A 21931-nucleotide genomic window follows, 5' to 3' on the forward strand; every position below is an offset into this window, starting at 1 on the left:
CAGCCGGAAACTCCAGAACGTTCAAAGTTGCAGTTCTGGACTGCCGATATCAGAAAGTATTGGACATGCCAAACCGGAAACGCTGTTCCTCGTCGTAGTCTTCCTTAGCGAAAGGCACGGCGTAGTCGACACGGATCGGACCGAAAGGCGATGCCCACATCACACCCACACCGGCGGATGCGCGGATGGAGTTGTCGTCCTTCACACCGGCGCTGTTGGCAACCTTGTTGCCATAGAGCGTGCCTGCATCCACGAAGCCAGCAAGGCGCAGGCCGAAATCTTCCGGAACCCCAGGCATCGGAGCCGAGACTTCAGCAGAAGCGGCGAAATAGGTCGTGCCGCCGATGGAGTCGGAACCGATGCGCGGACCGATACCATCGTTCTTGAAGCCCCGAACCTGACGACCGCCGAACTTGAACTGATCGAACACAAGCAGATTGTCGCCTGTCGGCACCACGTGACCGGCCTGGCCGGTCAGAGAGCCGATGACATCGTACTCATCGGAAAGCGTGTAGAAGAAGCGAGCCTTGGCGTAAATCTTGTAATATTCGGAATCGCCGCCGAGACCTGCAAATTCGTTCGTCAAAGCAGCCTGCCAGCCTTCGCGCGGCATGTTGCGGTCGTCGAGCGTATTGTAGTTCAGCGTGTTCGAAATAATGGACTGTGTCCAGTCACCGCCACGGATCAGGTCCTTGTAGGGTTCGGCAAGGTTGCTGCCGGTTTCCCAGTCGCCCTCACCGTCATAATTGATCTGCTTGTAGGTGTACTTGAACGTCGTTGAGAGGTCCTCGGTAATCGGCGCGGTCACGCGCAGCGAGAAGCCCTGCTCGTCGTAGTCATAATAGTCTTCGCTGCGGCTCTGGCTCTTGAACAGGTCAAAACCTGCTGCCAGACGGTAGCCGAGGAAATAAGGCTCCGTGAAGGACAGCGTATAGCTGCGTGCATCGTCTTCACCCGCACCGGCGGCGAGACGGATGTATTGGCCGCGGCCGAGGAAGTTCTTCTCTTCGATGGAGGCTTCGAGCAGCACACCGTCGTTCTGCGAGTAGCCGGCGCCGATACCGAACGAACCCGTCGACTGATCTTCAACGTCAACCACGATCACGACACGGTCAGGCGCGCTGCCGCCGGCGGTCGAAATATTGACCTTCGAGAAATAGCCGAGCGCTTCGAGACGGCGCTTTGCAGCCGTGATGACCGTCTGGTTGAACGCATCGCCTTCGGAAATATCGAATTCGCGACGGATGACATAGTCACGCGTGCGGGTGTTGCCACGGATTTCGATACGTTCGACGTAAGCGCGCTCACCCTGGTCGACGATATAGGTCACACCGATGGTGTTGCCCGCCATGTCGCGGTCACCGCGCGGGGTTACGCGGGCGAAGGGATAACCTTCGCCGGCCACGCGCTTGGAAATCGCCTCCATGCTCTGCTGAACTTCCTTGGCGCTGTAGCTTGCACCCTGGCGGGTTTCAACGAGACCCTGCAATTCCGCACCATCAACACCCGGAACGGTCGATTCGACAACGACGTTGCCGAAATCGTATTTCTTGCCTTCATCGACCGTGATCGAGATGGTGTATTCGTTCTTGGATTCGTCCAGCACCGCGTCAGACGACACAACCCGGAAGTCGGCATAACCGCGGTTATAGTAGAACTGGCGCAGCGCCTCTTCGTCGGCGCGCAGCTTGTCCTCGTTATAAACGTCCTTACGCGTCAGGAACGACAGCATGTTGGACTTCTTGGTATTGATGACGGCGGCCAGACGACCATCGCTATAGGCATTGTTGCCGACGAAATCGATGCGACCGATCTTCGTGCGCTCGCCTTCATTGATGACGAAAGCAATGTTCACCCGGCCCTGACCGACAGAAACGGTCTGCGTGGTGATTTCGACATCGCTGCGACCAATGGCTGCGTAAGCTTCCTTGATACGAGCGATATCCGCCGTCACGATTGCCTGATTGAACGGACCCATCGACTGGGTCTGCACGATGCCGGCGAGCTTGTCGTCCTTGATCTTGCGGTTGCCGTTGAAGACCACCTGATTGACCAGTTGGTTCTCGTCGACCGTCACGACCAGCGTGCTGCCGGAAACGCGCATGGAGACATTCGAGAAATAACCTGTGGCGTAAAGACGCTTCACCGATTCATCGATGTCCGAATTGGAAAAGTTCTTACCCGGCGCAATGGTGATGTTGGAACGCACGGAGTCCGCGCCCGACCTTTCGGCCCCGCGAACATCGATCCTGCTGATGACGGCTGCATGTGCAACGCCAACAGAGGCAAGCACACCAAGGCCCGCAACCGAAGAAACACCGGCAGACAGAGCAACCGCCGACACAGCGTTCAAAAATCTTGAACCAGCCTTCATTTCAATTCTTACCTTTTTACGTTGTCCCTCAGCGGGCGGAACCCGACTCCGGCCATGTGCGTCGTTTTACCTGCTTTTCCCCTACAAGCAAGCGTGAACGTTAAATTCTGTTTACTTCGTGCTTCAGAGTGGCTCATTCGCCACTTCGGCATATAAACACGGTAAACAAGTCACTAACAAAACCGTTAAAACACAATCATCAGCCGATCAAGCTGCTGATATCGTTCCATGTTGCAAAAACCATCAGGCCCAAAATCATCATCATTCCGATACGGAACGCGACTTCCTGCGCGCCCGCACCGAGCGGCCTGCCGCGAATGGCCTCGATGGCGTAGAACACAAGGTGCCCGCCGTCCAGAACCGGCACAGGCATCAGGTTCAAAAGACCGATGGAGACGGAAAGAACGGCGGCAAGCTGGATAACGGCGGAAATACCGAGTGTCGCCATCTGGCCGGACGCCTGCGCCACCCGGACCGGACCACCAAGCTGATCGGCATTCATGCGCCCAGTCACGAGATTGCCGATATAATTGAAGGTGCCGGTGATAACGTGGCCGGTTTCGCGCACACCTTCGGCCAGCGCCTCAGACGGTGAATATTCAATATGGCGAAAGTTACCGCTGGTCTGGTCGGTGACGATGCCGATAATACCCATTTCCAACTTGTTGCCGAACTGGTCCGTTGTCTCCGTGCGGGTCGGAACCATCGGCAGCTTCAGCTCCTCGCCCGCCCTTTCAACCGTTACGGTGATCGGCGTGCCCGGGCGGATGCCGACATAACGGCGGACATCCTCGAAGGTCATCACTTTTTCGCCATCGATCGCCACCAGCCTGTCACCGGGTTGAACGCCGGCTGCGGCAGCAGCACTGTTTTCGCGGACTTCCGCCACGACCGGATCGGCGATCATCCGGCCATAAATGCCAAAGAGCACCGCAAAGATGAGAATCGCGAGAATGAAATTCGCGATCGGGCCTGCGGCAACCGTGGCCGCCCTCTTCCACAGCTTAGCACCGGAAAGCGTCTGCGCCCTCTCCTCCAGCGACATATGCGACAGGCCGGAACTATCCGGCTTGCTCGCCGCATCCTCATCGCCGAAGAACTTGACGTAACCGCCGAGCGGAATCGCCGAAATTTTCCATCGCGTGCCGCGCTTGTCGGTGAAACCGATCAGCTCCGGGCCGAAACCGATGGAAAACGCGGTGGAGCGGATTCCGCACCAGCGACCAACAAGATAGTGGCCCATCTCATGCACAAAAACGAGCAGCGACAGCACCAGGATGAAGGGCACGATATAGCCGGTCAGAAAACCGGTCGCCGCCATTACTGTGTTCATGACAATCTGCCCTTTGTGTCGTGACCTTTCGCGCCGCTCAGAAACCCGGCAACAGACCGCCGCCCGATCCGGGCACGTCGCCGGTTGCCGCCGCATGCACGAAAGCTATGAGGAATACCGCAAAGCAGGCGAAAACAAGACCGTCAACTCGGTCCATGAAGCCGCCATGGCCTGGAATGAGATGGCTGGAATCCTTGACCTGGAAACGCCGTTTCACGAAGGATTCGAAGAGATCGCCTATCTGGCTGAATACCGAAAGAATAAGAGCGAGCACCAGCACCAGAACGCTGATCCTGCCGTGATAGGCCATAGACACCGCGCCGCCGCCGATCACGGCCGCCACCGCCCCGCCGATGGCGCCAGACCAGGTCTTGCCGGGCGAGATCGAAGGTGCGAGCTTCGGCCCGCCAATGGCGCGCCCTACGAAATAGGCAAGAATATCCGTCGACCAGACGACGGCGAAGATGAACAGGATGGACACGAAGCCCGTCAGCTCGTCACCACGGATAGCCGAGAGCGATATGCCGCTCAGGCCCGCATAAAAAATACCACCCACCAGCCACCAATTTTTGCCGCGCAGGATCGGAAACAGCGCAGCGGTCAGCGTGAAGCCGGATAATAGAGGCAGATCGAGCGAGGATTCGCCGAAGATCGTGTTACCGGCGATGACGGCAACCGCGAACCAGCCCCAGGCGTTGCCTGTCGGGTTCGACTCCGACAGCCGGCTAATCGTCGACCATTCATAATAGATGAGGATCGCCAGAAGGCCCGCAACGATGCGGAACAGAATGCCGCCATACCAGGTCGCGGCCAGAATGACCGCCGCCATGACGATTGCGGATACAATCCGCAGTCTGAGTTCACGGCTCATCAGGCGCCTGCCACGGCAACCTGCTCGGTGAGTGCGCCGAAGCGGCGGTCACGCGTTGCATATTGCTCGATTGCGGAGAAGAATCGCTGGCGGTCGAAGTCCGGCCAATATTCGGGAACGAACAGAAACTCGGAATAAGCAGCCTGCCAGAGCAGGAAGTTCGACAGGCGCTCTTCGCCGCTGGTGCGGATAATGAGATCCGGATCGGGCATACCGGACGTGTCTAGTCTGGCCGAAATCATCTCCGGCGTAATGGATTCGGCATTAATCCTGCCTTCGGCGACATCGCGCGCAATCGCCGCTGTCGCACGCGCAATCTCGTCGCGGCTGCCGTAATTGAAAGCGATCACTAGCGTCAGCTTGGTATTGTCCGCCGTCGTCTGCTCCGCCTCTTCGAGGAGCGCACGTATGTCCTGCTTCAGCCCTTGCCGGTCGCCGATGATCCGCACGCGGACATTTTCGCGGTGCAGTTCCGCAAGATCACGCCGGATGAAGGCTTTCAAAAGCCCCATCAGATCGCTCACCTCGGATTCGGGTCTACGCCAGTTTTCCGAGGAGAAGGCAAAGAGCGTGAGATAGTGTATTCCGCAGTCGCCGGCCGCGCGAACGGTCTCGCGCACGGCCTCCACACCGCGGCGATGCCCCATCACGCGCGGAAGACCGCGCTGCTTTGCCCAGCGTCCATTGCCATCCATGATGATGGCAACGTGCTCGGGAATGGAGGAACGTGTCGTCGTCGGCATATCGATCCAGTAACAGGGCAGCGCGGAATTAAAACGAATAAAATACAGGTCTATCGCGAACGATGTCAGACCTGCATGATTTCCTTTTCCTTCTCGGCAAGCAAGCGGTCAATTTCCGAAATCGTGTCATCGGTCATTTTCTGAACCTTTTCCGACTGTCCACGGCTTTCGTCCTGACCGATGTCACCGTCCTTTTCGGCTTTTTTCAGACCATCCATGCCATCACGACGCACATGGCGAATCGCCACCTTGGACTTTTCGGCATAATCATGGGCGACCTTCACGAGCGATTTGCGGCGCTCCTCGTTGAGTTCAGGCAGAGGAATGCGCAGGTTCTGGCCGTCGACGATGGGGTTGAGGCCGAGATTGGATTCGCGGATCGCACGGTCGACGGCGTTGACCATCGACTTGTCCCAGATGTTGACGCCGAGCATGCGCGGTTCCGGAACTGTGATGTTGGCCACCTGGTTGAGCGGCACACGCGAGCCATAGGCGTCGACGGTGACCGGATCGAGAATATTGGCCGAGGCGCGGCCGGTGCGCAGCGACGCGATATCGCTCTTGAACGCATTGATGGCGCCATCCATACGGCGCTTGATATCGTTGAGGTCAACACCACTCATCTTGATACTCCATCTTGTCGGCCAGCGGCCGTAATCGCCCCTTGAGGCGGCATCGTTTTGATTATTTGTCGTGCACGATGGTCTTGCGGCCGCCGCCGGTCAATATCTGCGCAAAACCGCCCTTCTCGTGGATTGAGAAAACAATGATCGGAATGTGGTTTTCGCGGGCCAGCGCAACGGCGGCGACGTCCATAACCGCCAGCCCCTTGCCGAGCACTTCACTGTGGGTCAGTTCGTCGAAACGGGTCGCCGTCGGGTCCTTCTTCGGATCGGCGGAATAGATGCCGTCCACCTGCGTGCCCTTGAAGATCGCTTCGGCGCCCATTTCCGCCGCGCGCAGTGCAGCAGCGGAATCAGTGGTGAAGAACGGGTTGCCCGTACCGCCGGCGAAAATCACCACGCGCCCCTGCGCGAGATGATGGAGCGCCGCACGTTGCGAGAAGCTTTCACAGATTTCAGGCATGGCGATTGCGGAAAGAACGACGGTATCGATGCTGAGCTTGCGTAGCGAGGTTGCGAGCGCCAGCGCGTTGATGACGGTCGCCAGCATGCCCATATGGTCGCCGGTAACGCGGTCGCCGCCCTTGGAGGCCACGGCGACACCGCGGAAAATATTGCCGCCGCCGACGACAACACCGACTTCGACGCCCATCGCCCTCGCCTGCGCGATATCGGAAGCGATGCGGTCAGCCACCGCCACATCGATACCGAAACCCTGATCACCCATAAGGGCTTCACCGGAAGCCTTGAGAAGAACACGTTTGTAGATCGGCTTGGAAGACATCATGACTCCTCGGAAATGTAACCGAAACGCGGATACACGAAGGGCACCGCGTTGTCACGCGATGCCCTCCCGTTTTCCCAAGATTGGGTAAATATAATCAGCCCTTGGCGACGGCTGCGACTTCCGCTGCGAAATCGCTTTCTTCCTTTTCGACGCCTTCGCCGAGCAGCAGGCGAACCATGCCCGTCACTTCGATGGAAGCGCCGGCTTCCTTTTCGGCTGCCTTGACGGCGTCGCCGACGGTCAGGTCAGGGTTGATAACGAAAGCCTGCGACAGAAGGGCGACTTCTTCGAAGAACTTGCGCATGCGGCCATCAACCATCTTTTCGATGATGGCTTCCGGCTTGCCGGATTCGCGGGCCTGTTCGATGAAGACGTTGCGCTCGCGCTCGGCAACAGCGGCGTCAACTTCTTCAGCGCGGATGGCGAGCGGGTTGGTCGCAGCGATGTGCATGGCAACCTGACGGCCGATGGAGTTCAGAACGGCCTTGTCGCCTTCCGACTTCAGGGCAACGAGAACGCCGAGCTTGCCGATGCCGTCGCCGGCAGCGTTGTGAATGTAGGTCGCAACAACGCCGTGCGGCACTTCGAGTGCAGCCGAGCGGCGCAGCGTCATGTTCTCACCGATGGTGGCGATTGCGTCCTTGATGCTGTCGGCAACGGACTTGCCGGTTGCCGGGTAGGTGGCGGCGGAAACGGCGTCAACGGTGCCATCGGTGGTGAGGGCGACCTGGGCGATACCGCGGATGAGGTCCTGAAACGCATCGTTGCGGGCAACGAAGTCGGTTTCGGAGTTCAGCTCAACGACAACAGCCTTGTGACCCATGGTGGCGACACCGACCAGACCTTCGGCAGCCGTGCGGCCGGACTTCTTGTCGGCCTTTGCGATGCCCTTGGCGCGCAGCCAGTCGATTGCCGCTTCCATGTCGCCATTGGTCTCAGCAAGAGCCTTCTTGCAGTCCATCATGCCTGCGCCAGACTTTTCGCGCAGTTCCTTCACCATTGCGGCTGTGATTTCGGTCATTGTGTGCCTCTTATCGGTTCGATCGGTCAGCCGGCTGAATTCGCCGTGCCGAAGTTCTGGGTGATGACTGTACCCGGCCGCACACCCTTTGAAACCCGGAAGTCCGGCAAGGGGCATGCGCATTCCCAAGTGCTGCGGCGTCGCCAAACATCGAAATGATGGGTGCCGCTCTAGTGTGACAGCGTTATGAAGACTGCCTACCGTTCCAACCACATCGGACGCCTGCGGTTTTTAAAAAAACATGGCGGAGCGGTTAGAAACGAACAAGGCCGTCAACCCATTGAAGGTCTTTGACGGCCTTGTCATATCCTGGTCGAGGAGACGGCGATTAAGAAATCGCCGCCAGACAGGGCCTAGATCAGGCGCCAGCCTCGTCTTCGAGAGCGGGCTCGATCGGAGCTTCTTCGGAAGCGCCGATGTCGCGGCCGGAAGCGCCCTGCTGACGTGCGATACCATCGATGGCGGCGCGGGCGATCAGGTCGCAGTAAAGCGAGATGGCGCGCGAAGCATCGTCGTTACCCGGGATCGGGTAGTCGATATGGTCAGGGTCGCAGTTGCTGTCGATGATCGCAACGACCGGAATGCCAAGACGCTTGGCTTCTTCGATTGCGATCTTTTCCTTGTTGGTGTCGATGATGAACATCAGGTCAGGTACGCCGCCCATATCGCGGATACCGCCGAGAGCCTTTTCGAGCTTTTCGCGCTCGCGCTCAAGGTTCAGGCGTTCCTTCTTGGAGTAGCCGGAAGCTTCCGAGTTCAGGATCTCGTCGACCTTGCGCAGGCGCTGGATCGAGTTGGAGATGGTCTTCCAGTTGGTCATCATGCCGCCGAGCCAGCGGGAGTTGACGTAGTACTGGGCCGAACGCTTTGCGCTGTCGGCAATGATTTCGGACGCCTGACGCTTGGTGCCGACGAACAGAACGCGGCCGCCACGAGCGACGGTGTCGGACACGACCTGAAGGGCGCGCGACAGCATCGGAACGGTCTGAGCCAGGTCGATGATGTGGATGTTGTTACGGTCGCCGAAGATGTACGGCTTCATCTTCGGGTTCCAGCGGTGCGTCTGGTGGCCGAAGTGAACACCAGCTTCCAGAAGCTGGCGCATAGAAAAATCGGGCAATGCCATGCCTTGTTACTCCTTTTCCGGTTTAACCCCCGCGAAGCGAACAGCGCCGACTTTTCATCGACACCACCGGGCGGAACGAACCGGATTTCTCCCGGAACATCCCAAGCTTCGCGTGTGGAATGGTGAGCCGCATACAGTCGCCCGCATGAAAATGCAAGCATTTATGCAAAAAAACCGCGAGAACGGCCCGCGTTTCAGCGAACCGGCTTGTTTTCGCAGGTTTCTGGCTTGAGAATATCGAGCTTGGCGAGCTTTCCCGTCAGAACGAAATCGCCGTAATCCATCGTCAGATCACGGGTGATTCCGTTTTCGTAAAGCTTGAACGACATGCGGTAAATCGGCAGGGCGTCGGTGCCGGTCTTGTCGTTATAATAGGCGATGGTCACCGGCCAGAATGCCGCTTTGGCGAATTCGCCAGCCTTGCCGGCATCGGCATCGCCATCCTTCGGCATCTGCGACTTGCCGACCAGGGTGGACGTGATCAGGCTTTCATCGCCATCATCGGAACCGTCGAAAATGCGGGATTCGAAGATGCGTTTTCCCTGCTTTGCATGTTCGATCACCTGAAACATATGCTGCGTCGGGAATTCGCTGGCGACGAGGCTGACCTGGCGGGCATCCGGCCGGGTCAGATCGACCTTCACGCCGTCAGTGCCGTCGATCGCCGCCCCCTGCACTTCCTTGTCCAGCTTGTCGTCGGTGTAGGACTTGGTCTCGAAGGTAAATTTCTTGGCCGCGAGATCTTCGAAGGTGGTGGTCTGCTGGTCGGTCATGCGCACGGCGTCGCCAGTGTTGATCTGCGTCACGAAACGGAAATCCGTCTTGTAACCCTGACAGGCAGAGCCGGTGAATTCATAGACCATGCGGCCGGTCATGCCCTCGATGCCGGAACGGTCAGACGCATCCTTGAGTTCGAGATCGTAGACGGCGCGGTGCGATACGAGATCAGGAACCGCGACGGGCAAGGCATTGGCAGCGTTTGACAGGCCGGTCATAAGCCCTGTTGCGGCAACGAAACCCAGCGTCCTGACAAACATGCAATATCTCCTGTTGGACTCGCTGCTCATATTGTACAAGCAACCACCCGGCTTTTGGATCAACATCTTCTGAATGCCGGATTCTTGAAGGATTTACAACAAAACCGGAGACGAAAATGTCTGACGTCATCGAAGGCCGCCTCAAGGAACTCGGCTTTACGCTTCCTGTCGCCGCAGCACCAGCCGCAAACTACGTTCCGTTCACCATCAGCGGCAATCTTCTTTATGTATCAGGTCAACTGCCGATGGAATCGGGCAAGATTGCGGTGACGGGCCTTGTTGGCCGTGATGTCGACGTTGCCAGCGCCCAGCGCGCGGCAGAATTATGCGCCGTCAACATTCTCGCACAGGTCAAGGCCGCTTTGAATGGCGATCTCTCGAAAATCCGTCGTGTCATCAAGCTGAATGGCTTTGTCGCGTCGGTTCCGGAGTTCGTGGAGCAGCACCTTGTCATCAACGGCGCTTCCAATCTCATTGCCAATGTTCTCGGTGAGCCCGGCAAACACGCCCGCGCCGCCGTCGGCATGGCTTGCCTGCCCTTCAATGCCGCTGTCGAAATCGACGCCATCGTGGAAATCGACGTATGACGCTGAAACTCTCCTGGTTGACGGCTCAGCCCGTCGCCCATCGCGGTTATCATGATCTCAACAAGGCGGTCTGGGAAAACACGCTTTCCGCGTTTTCCCGCGCCGTCGAAGCCGGTTTCGCCATCGAATGCGACGTTCAGCTGGCAGCGGACAGCGTGCCGGTGGTTTTCCACGACCACGACCTGGAGAGGCTGACCGGCATCAAAGGCGATGTGCGTGAACGCACCTCGGCGGAGCTGGCGATGCTTTCCGTTGGGCAAACCAAAGATCGCGTCCCTACCCTCAAGCAACTTCTGGTGCTCTGCGCCGGCAAGGTGCCGCTCGTCATCGAGCTGAAGGGCCGCGAAGGCGAAGGCGTCGACGACGGTTTTGCCGAGGCGGTGCTGGAAGACCTCGAGGGCTATAAGGGCCACGTCGCGCTGATGAGCTTCGACCACCATCTGCTGAGAGATCTGAAGGCGGCCGGCTCGCCCTGGCCGCTCGGGCTCACGGCCGAAGGCGACAAGCCGGAGGACTTCTTTAAACATGACGAAGCGATGCAGATGGGGCTCGATTTCATTTCCTATCATTGGGGTCATCTGCCCAACAGCTTCATCGAAGCGCAAAGAAAACTCGGGGTTCCGGTGATTACCTGGACGGTCAGGGATGAAAATGCGCGCGCGACTACTTATAAATATGCGGACCAGATGACATTCGAAGGTTTCGACCCGAGAGAGAACCCATCCGCTACGGCATGACAGAAGACTATTCCATCAGCATTGCGCAATCCTTCAGGGATATCGATCCGGAAAGCTGGAAACGGCTTTCCGGAACCTCGCGCAATACGTCAGGAAAAATCTACAACCCCTTTATTTCCCATGAATTTTTATCATCCATGGAAGAATCTGGGTCGGCGACTGCCAAAACCGGCTGGCTCGGGCATCATCTGCTTCTCGAAAACGCCTCCGGTGTTCTCGTCGGCGCGGTGCCGGCCTATCTGAAGAACCACAGCAAGGGCGAATATGTCTTTGACCACGGCTGGGCGGATGCTTTCGAACGCGCGGGCGGGCATTATTACCCTAAACTGCAATGTTCAGTGCCCTTCACACCCGCAACCGGGCCACGTCTGCTCGTTTCAGAAATCGAGGACGAGACCCGATTCAAGACGTTACTGGCCTCCGGTCTTGCCCAGGTGACGGAGAAGATCGGCGTCTCCTCGGCACATGTGACATTTCTGGAAGAGGGCGATCTGTCCGCCCTTCTGCCCCGCGATTTCCTGCACAGGACTGACCAGCAGTTCCACTTCATTAATGACGGTTATCGCGACCACGATGATTTTCTTGGCGCCCTTTCCTCGCGCAAGCGCAAGGGCCTGAAAAAGGAACGCCGCGCCGCACTCGAAAAAGGCATCGAGATCGACTGGCTGACGGGAAGCGACCTGACCGAGGATATCTGGGACCAGTTCTTCGCCTTCTATATGGATACCGGCAGTCGCAAATGGGGCCGGCCATATCTGACCCGGGAGTTTTATTCGCTGATCGGCGAACGCATGGCCGATGATGTGCTGCTGGTGATGGCGAAACGCGAGGGACGTTATATTGCCGGTGCGATCAATTTCATCGGCTCGGACGCGCTTTACGGCCGCCACTGGGGCTGCATCGAGGATCATCCCTTCCTGCATTTCGAGGTCTGTTATCATCAGGCAATCGATTTCGCGCTTTCCAGAGGATTGAAACGCGTGGAGGCCGGCGCCCAGGGCGAACACAAGTTGGCGCGCGGTTACATGCCGGTCACCACCCACTCGGCGCATTTCATTGTCCATCCGGGCCTGCGCCGCGCCATTGCCGATTATCTTCAGCGTGAGCGTGAGGAAGTCGAGCATATCGGCGATTATCTTGATGAACACACGCCCTTCCGCAGGGGCGAGAGACAGGAACCGGACGTATAGTCCGCCATGAGGAGAGATCACGATGACGGCCAGCGCCTATGACGACAACAATATCTTCGCAAAAATCCTGCGCGGCGAAATTCCGAGCCACAAGCTTTACGAGGACGAGCACACGCTTGCTTTCATGGATGTGATGCCGCAGGCCCCCGGCCATCTGCTGGTGGTTCCCAAAACCGGCTCCCGCAACCTGCTCGATGCCGACCCGGAAGTGCTGGCGAGAACCATTCCCGTCGTGCAGAAACTGGCGGTGGCGGCAAAGGAAGCCTTCGATGCCGATGGCGTCTTCATCGCGCAGTTCAACGAGCCGGCGGCTGGCCAGACCGTTTTCCATCTGCATTTCCACGTCATTCCGCGCAAGGAAGGCGAGCCGCTGAAGCCGCATTCCGGCGTGATGGCCGATGGCGACATATTGAGGGCCCACGCGGAGAAGATAAAGGCCGCGCTTGCTTCGTGATGGTTGCCTGGTATGCGACTTTATCCTCGGCCTTGCGCCGAGGACCCAACCTCGTATCGGAAATCAATCGGTTGCAAATGCTCGGGACAGGCCCGAGCATGACGCAGGAGCGGTTTTCGGACTGATCATTCCGGAGAGCGGTAAGCATTCCTCTCCGGCCACGGCCAGCCTTCAAGCGCCGTCATATCGGGCCGGAATATTTCCACCTTCAGCGGATAACAGGCCGCCGTATCGCTTGAATGCGTGGCGCTGCAATCACCGCCCGGACAGGCGGAAAGCGCGCCGATAAGATCGATCTCGGCGAAAAGCTCCAGATAATCACCCGGACGCACCGGGCTCGCCTTCATGAAATATTGGCGTGTGTCGCGGGTGAAACCCGTGCACATGAAGACATTGAGGACGTCATGCACATGCGGTTCCGCCTGCCGGAATGACAGGCCCCTCGCGGAGGCCAGCGCATTGGTCAGATTGGAATGGCAGCAATGGTGGTAATCGCCGCCGCTCAGGAGCTTGTTGGTATAGGGATCGCAGCGTGTGCCGATTACGTCATGCACACCGCCGCCGTCTTCATCGAAACCGTACCACGATAGCGTGTCATGGGTGATCGTCGCCATCGGCCGCAGGGACGGCAGGTTGCTCCACAGCCGGTTGCCGACCGAAACATGGGTGGCGTGCAGGGCGCGGGTCTTGCCGCTGAAAAACCGCTCGGTCAGATCATGGGCGTTCCAGAGGTTCAGGTCTCCGACCTGCGGACCTTCAACGCTTACGATGCGAAAGAAATGCCCCTTCGGCACGTTGAAGGTGCGGCCGTCACGCGGCGGCACGATGACCTCATCGATCTTTTCCATGCTTCGTTTGGCTTCTTCCAGACGTGCAAGGTCCGGCATTTCAAGCGTCCCGTTCGGATAAACGACAACAGGACGGACGGCGCGGCGTTCAGCGGCGTCGACGGGTTCGGTGGCGGTCAAGGGGGTCATGAAATCCTCGAGCAATCAAAATCTCGAGGCGAAATTGCGCCATGTGTGCGCGCCTGACAAGACGGGTTTTTCTTGCGCTCAGGCCAAGTCTTACTTACCCTTGAGACACCATGAAATTACCGCCGCTCACCACCCTCCGGGCATTCGAAGCCGCAGCCAGAAGAACGAGTTTTTCTCTGGCTGCGCAGGAACTCGGCATGACGGCAACTGCCGTCAGCCAGCATGTGCGCAATCTGGAGGCATGGCTCGGTGTAGCGCTGTTCGAGCGGCATGCGAGGGGTGTGAGGCTTACCCCGGCCGGAAAGGAATTCGGCACGACGGTTTCGACTGCCCTACGCCAGATTGCCTCTGGCGCCGCCCGGATCCGTCAGGGCCGTGACCGCATGACCGTTCGCCTTGCCAGCCTGCCCTCGGTCGTCGCGCATTTTCTGACGCCCCGCCTGCCTCGCTTTCGGGCGCTTTACCCCGATATACAGGTATCCATCAGCTATTCCGGTGCGCATCAAGCAATACCGGCCGATCTCACCATAGGGCATGGCGTCGCGTCCGGGGAAAATGCGGTCGCGCTTTTCAGCGCAGAGACGCGACCGACATGCGCGCCGGGCTATGTCGCTAAATTCGGTCCTTTCGACAATATTGACAGCCTCTTAGGAGCGGAATTGCTGCATGACGACACCGAGGCGGCTTGGCAGAACTGGTTCGCAGCCGGGGGAATATCCCTGCCCGATAACGCCGGTCCGGTTTTTGCGGATTTCAATCTGCTCGTGACCGCGCTCAAAGCCGGTCAAGGCATTGGCCTCTGCCCGACGGCGCTGTTTCACAAAGAGATCGCCGAAGGTCAACTGATCGTGCTCTTCGATCGGGCGACGGATACGGAGAAATATTACTGGCTGATGGAAGCAGACGAGATGACCGCACCGGCTAGACTTCTTGCGGATTGGCTTGTTGCGGAAGCCCAACGGAGCGGTCTCTGACGTAAACCAATCTCAGAAACCGAGCGCGAACAACCCACCCGCCAGAAGCAGGATCGGCACCGCCACACCGACGATGACCCGCTGGCCTGCCATCAGAAATGCGATGAAACCGAGTGCGGCAGCGCCGATGCGCAGCCACAGGGGGGATGCTTCCAGCGTTCCGGTTGGAAAGACGATCAGCTTGGCGGTGACGGCCATGACGAGCGCCGTGGCGACCGCCCTCACCCAGTGCAGCGCTTCGGAATCCTCCTTCAGGCGGTTACCGGCGAGAACGCCGAGCCACCGCCAGAGATCGGTCGCCAGCCAGCCGGCAATCGCGATGAAGAGATAGGGCGCCCACCAATGTTCGGTCATCATGGTTCGCTCTCCGGTGAGACGGGTTTTATCCGGCGGCGGAACACGAGGCGGTCGATCAGATAGGCAGCCGTGCCCCCGCCTATCCCGGCATAGAGAATATCGAATTCCGGTGCGATGACCGCGAAGGCGGGCCCGGCGATGACGCCGATGACGAAGGCGACCTTGACGACGGAATGACGGGCCGAAGCCCAGATCGATGCCACGAAATAGACCGGTGTGAGAAAAAACAGCACGCCGGCGACGAGTGGTGGAAAGGCGGCGACGACGCCGTAACACAGGCCGACGATGATGGCATTGACCACGGTGAGCGTCATGCCAAAACCAGCGAACCAGGCGGCGCGGGCTTCACGCGGCACCCTGGAGAGGTTCTGCGTAGCAAAGACCCAGGCCGTGATCGCAACGAAATGCGACAGAAACAGCAAAATCCATGTCGGCGTCTTCGCACCGCGCATTTCCGGAACGATGGAGGCGACCATCGGCATCATCCGGACCGACGACAGCGTCACCGCCAGAAAGCAGGCAGCAAGATTGGCGCCGCCGACCATGGAGCCGATCAGGATCATCTTGGCCGGCAGGGCCCAGATCATCAGCGTCATGAAGACGGCTTCGCCGCGCGCGACACCGGATTCCAGCGCGAAGGCGCTGAAACCGACAAAAGATGTCATCAGAATGAGCGAGGGCAGCGAAAATATGCCCCGCATTCCCCGGAAAAACCAGCCACTCATGGGGATGGTATCGCTGTCGGCAGTCTGCATTGCTGACCCACTTGTGCATATCACCCGAAACTGTGCCGCAGCTTCGGGGTAACGTCATGCATAAAATAAAAAAGAGCGTCGCAGGCATCAGGGAAAAACGCGACGCGCTTAATACATGAAAATGCCGGGCTTTCGCCCGGCATCGGTTTATCGGTCGAAGACCTCGATCATTTCTTCTTCGGCACTTTCGGCACCGCATTGGTCTTGCGCCGCGGCTTGCTGTCATCGTCCGACTTGTCGGCCTCGGCAACAAGAACATCCGCCTCTTCATTGGCCTTAGCCGCCTTGGAAGCAGGTTTCGTCTTGGCCTTTGCCTTGCCGGGCGATTTGGCCGCCTTCAACTCGGCCTCCGGCTGCGGCTTCACGGGTGCGGTCTCCGGCAGAACCTCGAGTATGAGACCTTCGGAGCCGTCATCCTTCTTACCGACGGTGACGCTGACGACGCCGCCCTTCTTGAGCTTGCCGAAGAGGATTTCATTGGCAAGCGGCTTCTTGATGTTTTCCTGGATCACACGCGACAGAGGGCGGGCGCCCATCTTCTCGTCGTAACCCTTCTCCGCCAGCCAGGAGATCGCATCTTCATGCAGATCGAAGGTGACGTTGCGCTCAGACAGCTGGGTTTCCAGCTGCATGACGAACTTCTGCACGACCTTGTGGATAACGGCGGTCGGCAGCGGCGAGAACGGAATGATCGCATCCAGACGGTTGCGGAACTCCGGCGTGAACAGGCGGTTGATCGCCTCTTCGTCCTCTCCCGTGCGGCGCGAAGAGCCGAAACCGATCGCCGATTTCGCCATCTCGGATGCACCCGCATTGGTCGTCATGATCAGGATGACGTTGCGGAAGTCGATCTTCTTGCCGTTATGGTCGGTCAGCGAGCCATGGTCCATCACCTGCAACAGGATGTTGTAGATATCAGGGTGCGCCTTTTCGATTTCGTCCAGCAGTACCACGGAATGTGGATGCTGATCGACGCCATCGGTCAGGAGACCGCCCTGATCGAAGCCGACATAACCGGGAGGCGCACCGAGCAGGCGCGAAACGGTATGACGCTCCATATACTCCGACATATCGAAGCGCAGCATCTCGACGCCGAGCGAAGCGGCAAGCTGCTTGGCCACTTCCGTCTTGCCCACGCCCGTCGGGCCGGAAAAGACATAGGAGCCGATTGGCTTGTTCGGTTCTCGCAGGCCCGCACGCGCCAGCTTGATGGCCGTGGCGAGCGCCTCAATGGCGATGTCCTGACCATAAACGACCGAGCGCAGTTCTTTTTCAAGATTGGCGAGGACCATCTCGTCATCCTTGGAAACCGTCTTCGCGGGAATACGGGCCATCGTCGCGATGGTGGCCTCGATTTCACGTTCGGTGATCAGCTTGCGGCGCTTGGAAACAGGCAGCAACATCTGTGCGGCACCGGTCTCGTCGATCACGTCAATCGCCTTGTCCGGCAGCTTGCGGTCCGAAATATAGCGGGCCGACAATTCGACGGCAGCCTTGATCGCCTCGTTGGAATATCTGAGGTGGTGGTAGTCCTCGAAATAGGGTTTCAGGCCCTTCATGATGGCGATTGCGTCATCGATCGACGGCTCGTTGACGTCGATTTTCTGAAAACGACGAACGAGCGCACGGTCCTTTTCGAAGAACTGGCGATATTCCTTATAAGTGGTCGAACCGATGCAGCGGATCGCGCCAGAAGACAAGGCAGGCTTCAAGAGGTTCGATGCATCCATCGCGCCGCCGGAAGTGGCGCCGGCACCGATGACGGTGTGGATTTCATCGATGAACAGAACCGCGCCCGGAAACTCCTCGAGTTCCTTGACGACCTGCTTCAGCCGCTCCTCGAAATCACCGCGATAGCGGGTGCCGGCCAGCAGCGTGCCCATGTCGAGAGAGAAGATGGTGTCATTGGCAAGCGCTTCCGGCACCTTGCCTTCGACGATACGCTTGGCCAAGCCTTCGGCAATCGCCGTCTTGCCCACGCCCGGATCACCCACATAAAGCGGGTTGTTCTTGGAGCGGCGGCAGAGGATCTGGATCGTGCGGTTGACCTCGTCGTGTCGGCCGATCAACGGGTCGATCTTGCCGTTCTTGGCCTTCTCGTTGAGATTGACGCAATAAGCCTTCAGAGCATCCTGCTGCTTTTTGGCGGACGAACCGTCCTCTTCCGGATTGCTTCGGTTCGGCTTGTTCTCGCTTTCCGGCTCATCGGCGCCGCGCGGCGGGCGCGTCTGCGACGTGCCGGGGCGCTTACCAATGCCGTGGGAGATGTAGTTGACCGCGTCGTAACGGGTCATTTCCTGTTCCTGCAGGAAATAGGCGGCATGGCTTTCGCGCTCGGCAAAAATGGCCACAAGCACGTTCGCGCCCGTCACTTCCTCGCGGCCGGACGATTGAACATGGATGACGGCCCGCTGGATGACACGCTGGAAGCCGGATGTGGGCTTGGAATCCTCGTCATAACCGGTGACGAGGTTGGTCAATTCATTGTCGACGTAATCGCTGACAGTCTTGCGAAGAGCATCCAGATCGACATTGCAGGCGCCCATGACGGCTGCGGCATCCGCGTCGTCGATCAGCGCCAGAAGGAGATGTTCGAGCGTCGCATATTCGTGGTGACGCTCATTTGCAAAGGTCAGTGCCTGGTGCAGCGCCTTCTCGAGACTCGGGGAAAAAGTTGGCACGTTGCGATCCTCATTTCTTTTCCATGACGCACTGCAGCGGGTGCTGGTGCTGTCGGGCGAAATCCATGACCTGGCTTACTTTCGTCTCTGCGACCTCATATGTAAACACCCCACATTCGCCCACGCCGTGCTGGTGCACGTGCAGCATGATGCGGGTTGCCGCCTCGCGATCCTTCTGGAAAAACCGTTCCAGAATATGGATGACGAATTCCATGGGAGTGTAATCGTCATTCAGTAAAAGAACACGGTACAAATTCGGTCTTTTCGTTTTCGGCTTGACGCGGGTGATAACAGACGTTCCGCGGTTGGTGCCGCCGCCGTCTTCCCCTTCGCCCTCGCCCTGCATGTAGATCGGCTTAGCGATCATCTTTCATCATTCTCCAAACTGTTCTCAAACCGACAGCTGATTGCCAGGAGGGAGAACTTCGCCTCTCCATATCTAGGTCGTTGAGATGCGATTTTAAGCCCCTTGCGCAACGGTGCAATCACTATTGCGTTTGCGAAGAGGCAAACCTCGGGAAAAGTGCGAATATGGGGGCAGCGAGGACGCAGGAAAAAACGAACCTGTCGTCCAGGTGCATTTTTCAAGCCCGATGCCAATGGATGCGACAGGTCGCGGCGCAGCCGAATCCGGTTCGCCGCCGCGGACCTTATTCCTTTTCGTCGAGCATTTCTCGAACGGCGATGGCCAGCTGCTTGAGCGAGAAGGGCTTCGGCAGGAAACCGAACTTGGCGTCGGCAGGCAGGTTCTTTGCGAAGGCATCTTCGGCATAACCCGAAACAAAGATGAATTTCAGGTCCGGGTAGGATTTGCGCAGTTCTCGCAACAGCGACGGACCGTCCATTTCCGGCATCACGACGTCGGAAACGACGATATCGACCTTGCCTTCCAACTCCTCCATCACCTCCAGAGCTTCGGTGCCGGAACCGGCCTCGTGCACGGTATAGCCGCGGGTTTCCAGCATGCGCTTGCCGCCGCGCCGCACCGCTTCCTCATCCTCCACCAGAAGCACGACGGCGGATTTGCCAGTGAGGTCCAGCGGCTCTTCCTTCACCGGCTCGGCTGCGATGGCCGGAGCAAGCGCCGCTGCGCCGGGCTGCTGCCCGTTGTTCTGAACGGCCTCCACCACATGGCGCGGCAGGTAGATGCGGAAGGCGGTGCCCTTGCCCACCTCCGATTCGGGATAGATGTAACCGCCCGACTGTTTGACGATGCCATAGACCATGGACAGGCCAAGGCCGGTGCCTTTGCCGACTTCCTTGGTGGTGAAGAAGGGCTCGAAAATCTTGTCCATGATCTCCGGCGGAATGCCCGTACCGTTATCGGCGACTTCCACCATCACCATGTCCTCGGCCGGGAATTCCGGACGGCCAAGCGCTGCTATTTCCTTCGCGTCGACGTTACGCGTCCGGATGGTGATCTTGCCGCCGTCGGGCATGGCGTCGCGCGCATTGACGCAGAGATTGATGAGCACCTGCTCAAATTGCGAGAGATCCGTCTTCACGGGCCAGAGATCGCGGCCATAATCGACCTCCAGCTTGACATTCGTGCCGGAAATAAGCCTGTCCACCAGCATGCGCAGATCGCCGATCACATCCGTCAGGTTGAGGATGGCCGGACGCATGGTCTGCTTGCGTGAGAACGCCAGAAGCTGGCGCACCAGCACGGCCGCGCGGTTGGCGTTGCGCTTGATCTCCATGAGGTCGGCGAAGCTCGGATCGGCAGGTCGCGCCTGTAGCAGAAGATGGTCCGACGACAGCAGGATGGCGGTCAACACGTTGTTGAAATCGTGGGCGATACCGCCGGCGAGTGTGCCAACGGCATTCATCTTCTGCGTCTGCGCCATCTGTGTCTCGAGCGCCTTCTGCTCCGTCACCTCGATGGCATAGACGATCGCCACTTCTTCCGGCGCTTCATCGTCCTGATCGATGACAGCGTTGACGTAGAATCGGAAATGCCGGCCTTCGTCGCTCGGGTGACGGGAATCGAAGGGGGCAATATCGCCCTGGCGGTCCTTTGCCTCGGCCAGCGCCTGCTCGAGCCTCGGCTTCTCATTGTCGTGAAGAATGGTCTCAAGCGCCACGCCGCGGTCGATATCATCGCGTCCGACGACGCCGGAAAACAATTTCAGGAAGGGCGCGTTGATCCGCAGGATACGGCCTTCGCCGTCGAGCGAGGCGATCGCCATCGGCGTATTGTTGAAAAAGCGGGTGAAACGCATGGCGGAGGAGGATTCCGTATCCTCCTGCCCCTTGGGGCGCTTCAGGACGATGGTGCGGCTCTCACCGGGCGCGCCATCCTTCGAGGTCACCTGATGCACGAGGCGAGCCGGCATGCTCTGCCCGTTCACCCGTCGCATGTCGAGGTCGAGGATTTCAGTGCGCTTCGCCGTGCCCTGCGGATGCACCGATTCGATAAGCGCCATGCCCTCGCCGGCGACGATATCGGAAACGGTCATCGAACCGGGCGAAAACTGCGCCAGATCGATGCCGAGCCATTCCGACAGGGTGGCGTTCAGATAAACGATCTCGCCCTTGCGCCCGGCGGAAAAGAAACCGGCCGGGGCGTGATCGAGGTAATCGATGGCGTTCTGCAATTCGCGGAAAAAGCGCTCCTGATCCTCGCGCTCCGGCGTGATATCGGCGATCTGGAAGACGTGCAGCCCCTCGCCGCTCGCATCCTTCAGCACCCGGCCCTTCAGCCTGTACCAGTGCGGGCCCGCATTGGAATCCTCACCCAGCGGCTTCAGCAGCCGGAACTCTTCGTAACCGTCGCGGCCTTCGCGCAGCACGTTGATGAGCCGGTAAAGCGCTTCGGTCGATTCCCGGCTGCGCGACAGGAGCGTTTCGAGACTCTGGATATCGCTCGCCTTGGTGGTGCCGCTCATCCGGCAATAGGTGGCGTTGGCGTAGACCATATGCCCCTTGGCGTCGGTGATGAGCGTGCCTTCCGGGTGCGCCGAGAGAAACCGGCGGGCAAGGCCGTCCGATTGCGACTGCGGCATGACCTCGATGAAACCGATGATTGACGAGACCAGAAAGAAAATGCCCATCATGGCCAGCACGCCGAGTATGCCGAGCACGATTTCGTTTTCCAGCTGATCCCTGAAATAGACGAAGGCGGCGGCGGCGGCGATCAGAACCAGCGCCAGAAGCAGAATGCGCAAGACGGTGCCGGAACGGGCGCGCCTGTCCACCAGCGGAAGGTCGTTGTCGCTTGTATCGCGCACCCGTGTCATCTTGGCCTCGCAGTCGTGCAGGTCGTCATTCGGTCAGCCCTATTCCCTTGACGGAATCGGACACT

The 21931-nt window shown here is 58.8% G+C and carries 20 protein-coding genes; 5 read left to right on the forward strand and 15 right to left on the reverse strand.

Features of this window, described 5'->3' with window-relative positions; translation table 11 throughout:
- Positions 1 to 49: 49 nt before the first annotated feature.
- The 9 genes from bamA to PL597_RS08570 form a co-directional block, all read right to left on the reverse strand.
- Positions 50 to 2374, reverse strand: coding sequence for an outer membrane protein assembly factor BamA (gene bamA, locus PL597_RS08530; RefSeq protein WP_269823989.1), 2325 nt, complete (start codon positions 2372 to 2374; stop codon positions 50 to 52).
- Positions 2375 to 2573: 199 nt separating this feature from the next.
- On the reverse strand, positions 2574 to 3695 hold the full coding sequence (gene rseP, locus PL597_RS08535) for an RIP metalloprotease RseP (RefSeq protein WP_165691200.1): 1122 nt from the start codon (positions 3693 to 3695) through the stop codon (positions 2574 to 2576).
- A gap of 49 nt (positions 3696 to 3744) precedes the next feature.
- Positions 3745 to 4578 (reverse strand): phosphatidate cytidylyltransferase, encoded by an 834-nt coding sequence (locus PL597_RS08540; RefSeq protein WP_077982376.1) that lies wholly within the window; start codon positions 4576 to 4578, stop codon positions 3745 to 3747.
- On the reverse strand, positions 4578 to 5321 hold the full coding sequence (locus PL597_RS08545) for an isoprenyl transferase (RefSeq protein ID WP_142912166.1): 744 nt from the start codon (positions 5319 to 5321) through the stop codon (positions 4578 to 4580). The genes PL597_RS08540 and PL597_RS08545 overlap by 1 nt, the downstream gene beginning before the upstream one ends.
- Before the next feature lie 65 nt (positions 5322 to 5386).
- Positions 5387 to 5944: a ribosome recycling factor gene (frr, locus tag PL597_RS08550; RefSeq protein WP_004441558.1), complete on the reverse strand. Its 558-nt coding sequence runs from the start codon at positions 5942 to 5944 to the stop codon at positions 5387 to 5389.
- 61 nt (positions 5945 to 6005) lie between these two features.
- Positions 6006 to 6728, reverse strand: coding sequence for a UMP kinase (gene pyrH, locus PL597_RS08555; RefSeq protein WP_077982942.1), 723 nt, complete (start codon positions 6726 to 6728; stop codon positions 6006 to 6008).
- A 97-nt stretch (positions 6729 to 6825) separates the two neighbouring features.
- Positions 6826 to 7752, reverse strand: coding sequence for a translation elongation factor Ts (gene tsf, locus PL597_RS08560; protein ID WP_077982378.1), 927 nt, complete (start codon positions 7750 to 7752; stop codon positions 6826 to 6828).
- Between the two features lie 358 nt (positions 7753 to 8110).
- Positions 8111 to 8878, reverse strand: coding sequence for a 30S ribosomal protein S2 (gene rpsB, locus PL597_RS08565; RefSeq protein WP_003496241.1), 768 nt, complete (start codon positions 8876 to 8878; stop codon positions 8111 to 8113).
- Positions 8879 to 9072: 194 nt separating this feature from the next.
- Positions 9073 to 9915: a cell envelope integrity EipB family protein gene (locus PL597_RS08570; protein ID WP_191217625.1), complete on the reverse strand. Its 843-nt coding sequence runs from the start codon at positions 9913 to 9915 to the stop codon at positions 9073 to 9075.
- A gap of 116 nt (positions 9916 to 10031) precedes the next feature.
- Between PL597_RS08570 and PL597_RS08575 the strand changes: the two genes are divergently transcribed.
- The 4 genes from PL597_RS08575 to PL597_RS08590 are packed head-to-tail and all read left to right on the forward strand — an operon-like array spanning position 10032 to position 12883.
- Positions 10032 to 10502, forward strand: a complete 471-nt coding sequence (locus tag PL597_RS08575) for a RidA family protein (RefSeq protein WP_137410241.1) — start codon at positions 10032 to 10034, stop codon at positions 10500 to 10502.
- Positions 10499 to 11239: a glycerophosphodiester phosphodiesterase gene (locus tag PL597_RS08580; RefSeq protein ID WP_271364961.1), complete on the forward strand. Its 741-nt coding sequence runs from the start codon at positions 10499 to 10501 to the stop codon at positions 11237 to 11239. The genes PL597_RS08575 and PL597_RS08580 overlap by 4 nt, the downstream gene beginning before the upstream one ends.
- Positions 11236 to 12429: a GNAT family N-acetyltransferase gene (locus PL597_RS08585; protein ID WP_271364962.1), complete on the forward strand. Its 1194-nt coding sequence runs from the start codon at positions 11236 to 11238 to the stop codon at positions 12427 to 12429. The genes PL597_RS08580 and PL597_RS08585 overlap by 4 nt, the downstream gene beginning before the upstream one ends.
- Positions 12430 to 12451: 22 nt before the next feature.
- On the forward strand, positions 12452 to 12883 hold the full coding sequence (locus PL597_RS08590; RefSeq protein ID WP_271364963.1) for an HIT family protein: 432 nt from the start codon (positions 12452 to 12454) through the stop codon (positions 12881 to 12883).
- A gap of 125 nt (positions 12884 to 13008) precedes the next feature.
- Here the strand turns inward: PL597_RS08590 and PL597_RS08595 are convergent, their stop codons facing one another.
- Positions 13009 to 13860 (reverse strand): urea carboxylase-associated family protein, encoded by an 852-nt coding sequence (locus tag PL597_RS08595; RefSeq protein WP_271364964.1) that lies wholly within the window; start codon positions 13858 to 13860, stop codon positions 13009 to 13011.
- Between the two features lie 110 nt (positions 13861 to 13970).
- On the opposite strand from PL597_RS08595, the gene PL597_RS08600 reads away from it, so the two are divergent.
- A complete protein-coding gene (locus tag PL597_RS08600) occupies positions 13971 to 14834 on the forward strand; it encodes a LysR substrate-binding domain-containing protein (RefSeq protein ID WP_271364965.1) in 864 nt (287 codons plus the stop codon).
- A gap of 12 nt (positions 14835 to 14846) precedes the next feature.
- Here PL597_RS08600 and PL597_RS08605 read toward each other — a convergent pair whose 3' ends face one another.
- From PL597_RS08605 to cckA, 5 genes are all read right to left on the reverse strand, one after another.
- Positions 14847 to 15191, reverse strand: a complete 345-nt coding sequence (locus tag PL597_RS08605; RefSeq protein WP_020810566.1) for an AzlD domain-containing protein — start codon at positions 15189 to 15191, stop codon at positions 14847 to 14849.
- On the reverse strand, positions 15188 to 15946 hold the full coding sequence (locus PL597_RS08610) for an AzlC family ABC transporter permease (RefSeq protein ID WP_269823995.1): 759 nt from the start codon (positions 15944 to 15946) through the stop codon (positions 15188 to 15190). The genes PL597_RS08605 and PL597_RS08610 overlap by 4 nt, the downstream gene beginning before the upstream one ends.
- A gap of 167 nt (positions 15947 to 16113) precedes the next feature.
- A complete protein-coding gene (gene clpA, locus PL597_RS08615) occupies positions 16114 to 18627 on the reverse strand; it encodes an ATP-dependent Clp protease ATP-binding subunit ClpA (protein ID WP_142912160.1) in 2514 nt (837 codons plus the stop codon).
- Between the two features lie 10 nt (positions 18628 to 18637).
- Positions 18638 to 18994, reverse strand: a complete 357-nt coding sequence (clpS, locus tag PL597_RS08620) for an ATP-dependent Clp protease adapter ClpS (protein ID WP_003502541.1) — start codon at positions 18992 to 18994, stop codon at positions 18638 to 18640.
- Between the two features lie 283 nt (positions 18995 to 19277).
- Positions 19278 to 21866 (reverse strand): cell cycle histidine kinase CckA, encoded by a 2589-nt coding sequence (gene cckA / locus PL597_RS08625; RefSeq protein WP_271364966.1) that lies wholly within the window; start codon positions 21864 to 21866, stop codon positions 19278 to 19280.
- Positions 21867 to 21931: the final 65 nt, after the last annotated feature.

The organism is Agrobacterium sp. ST15.13.013 (genome assembly GCF_027956525.1).
Classification (GTDB): domain Bacteria; phylum Pseudomonadota; class Alphaproteobacteria; order Rhizobiales; family Rhizobiaceae; genus Agrobacterium; species Agrobacterium salinitolerans.

Bases quoted from the DNA above. Each gene is read 5' to 3' on its own strand.
- bamA (WP_269823989.1), bottom strand. From the start codon at position 2,374: ATGAAGGCTGGTTCAAGATTTTTGAACGCTGTGTCGGCGGTTGCTCTG.
- clpS (WP_003502541.1), bottom strand. From the start codon at position 18,994: ATGATCGCTAAGCCGATCTACATGCAGGGCGAGGGCGAAGGGGAAGAC.
- PL597_RS08610 (WP_269823995.1), bottom strand. From the start codon at position 15,946: ATGCAGACTGCCGACAGCGATACCATCCCCATGAGTGGCTGGTTTTTC.
- PL597_RS08605 (WP_020810566.1), bottom strand. From the start codon at position 15,191: ATGATGACCGAACATTGGTGGGCGCCCTATCTCTTCATCGCGATTGCC.
- rpsB (WP_003496241.1), bottom strand. From the start codon at position 8,878: ATGGCATTGCCCGATTTTTCTATGCGCCAGCTTCTGGAAGCTGGTGTT.
- PL597_RS08570 (WP_191217625.1), bottom strand. From the start codon at position 9,915: ATGTTTGTCAGGACGCTGGGTTTCGTTGCCGCAACAGGGCTTATGACC.
- frr (WP_004441558.1), bottom strand. From the start codon at position 5,944: ATGAGTGGTGTTGACCTCAACGATATCAAGCGCCGTATGGATGGCGCC.
- PL597_RS08580 (WP_271364961.1), top strand. From the start codon at position 10,499: ATGACGCTGAAACTCTCCTGGTTGACGGCTCAGCCCGTCGCCCATCGC.
- PL597_RS08585 (WP_271364962.1), top strand. From the start codon at position 11,236: ATGACAGAAGACTATTCCATCAGCATTGCGCAATCCTTCAGGGATATC.
- PL597_RS08575 (WP_137410241.1), top strand. From the start codon at position 10,032: ATGTCTGACGTCATCGAAGGCCGCCTCAAGGAACTCGGCTTTACGCTT.
- cckA (WP_271364966.1), bottom strand. From the start codon at position 21,866: ATGACACGGGTGCGCGATACAAGCGACAACGACCTTCCGCTGGTGGAC.
- tsf (WP_077982378.1), bottom strand. From the start codon at position 7,752: ATGACCGAAATCACAGCCGCAATGGTGAAGGAACTGCGCGAAAAGTCT.
- PL597_RS08600 (WP_271364965.1), top strand. From the start codon at position 13,971: ATGAAATTACCGCCGCTCACCACCCTCCGGGCATTCGAAGCCGCAGCC.
- PL597_RS08540 (WP_077982376.1), bottom strand. From the start codon at position 4,578: ATGAGCCGTGAACTCAGACTGCGGATTGTATCCGCAATCGTCATGGCG.
- PL597_RS08595 (WP_271364964.1), bottom strand. From the start codon at position 13,860: ATGACCCCCTTGACCGCCACCGAACCCGTCGACGCCGCTGAACGCCGC.
- rseP (WP_165691200.1), bottom strand. From the start codon at position 3,695: ATGGCGGCGACCGGTTTTCTGACCGGCTATATCGTGCCCTTCATCCTG.
- PL597_RS08590 (WP_271364963.1), top strand. From the start codon at position 12,452: ATGACGGCCAGCGCCTATGACGACAACAATATCTTCGCAAAAATCCTG.
- pyrH (WP_077982942.1), bottom strand. From the start codon at position 6,728: ATGTCTTCCAAGCCGATCTACAAACGTGTTCTTCTCAAGGCTTCCGGT.
- PL597_RS08545 (WP_142912166.1), bottom strand. From the start codon at position 5,321: ATGCCGACGACGACACGTTCCTCCATTCCCGAGCACGTTGCCATCATC.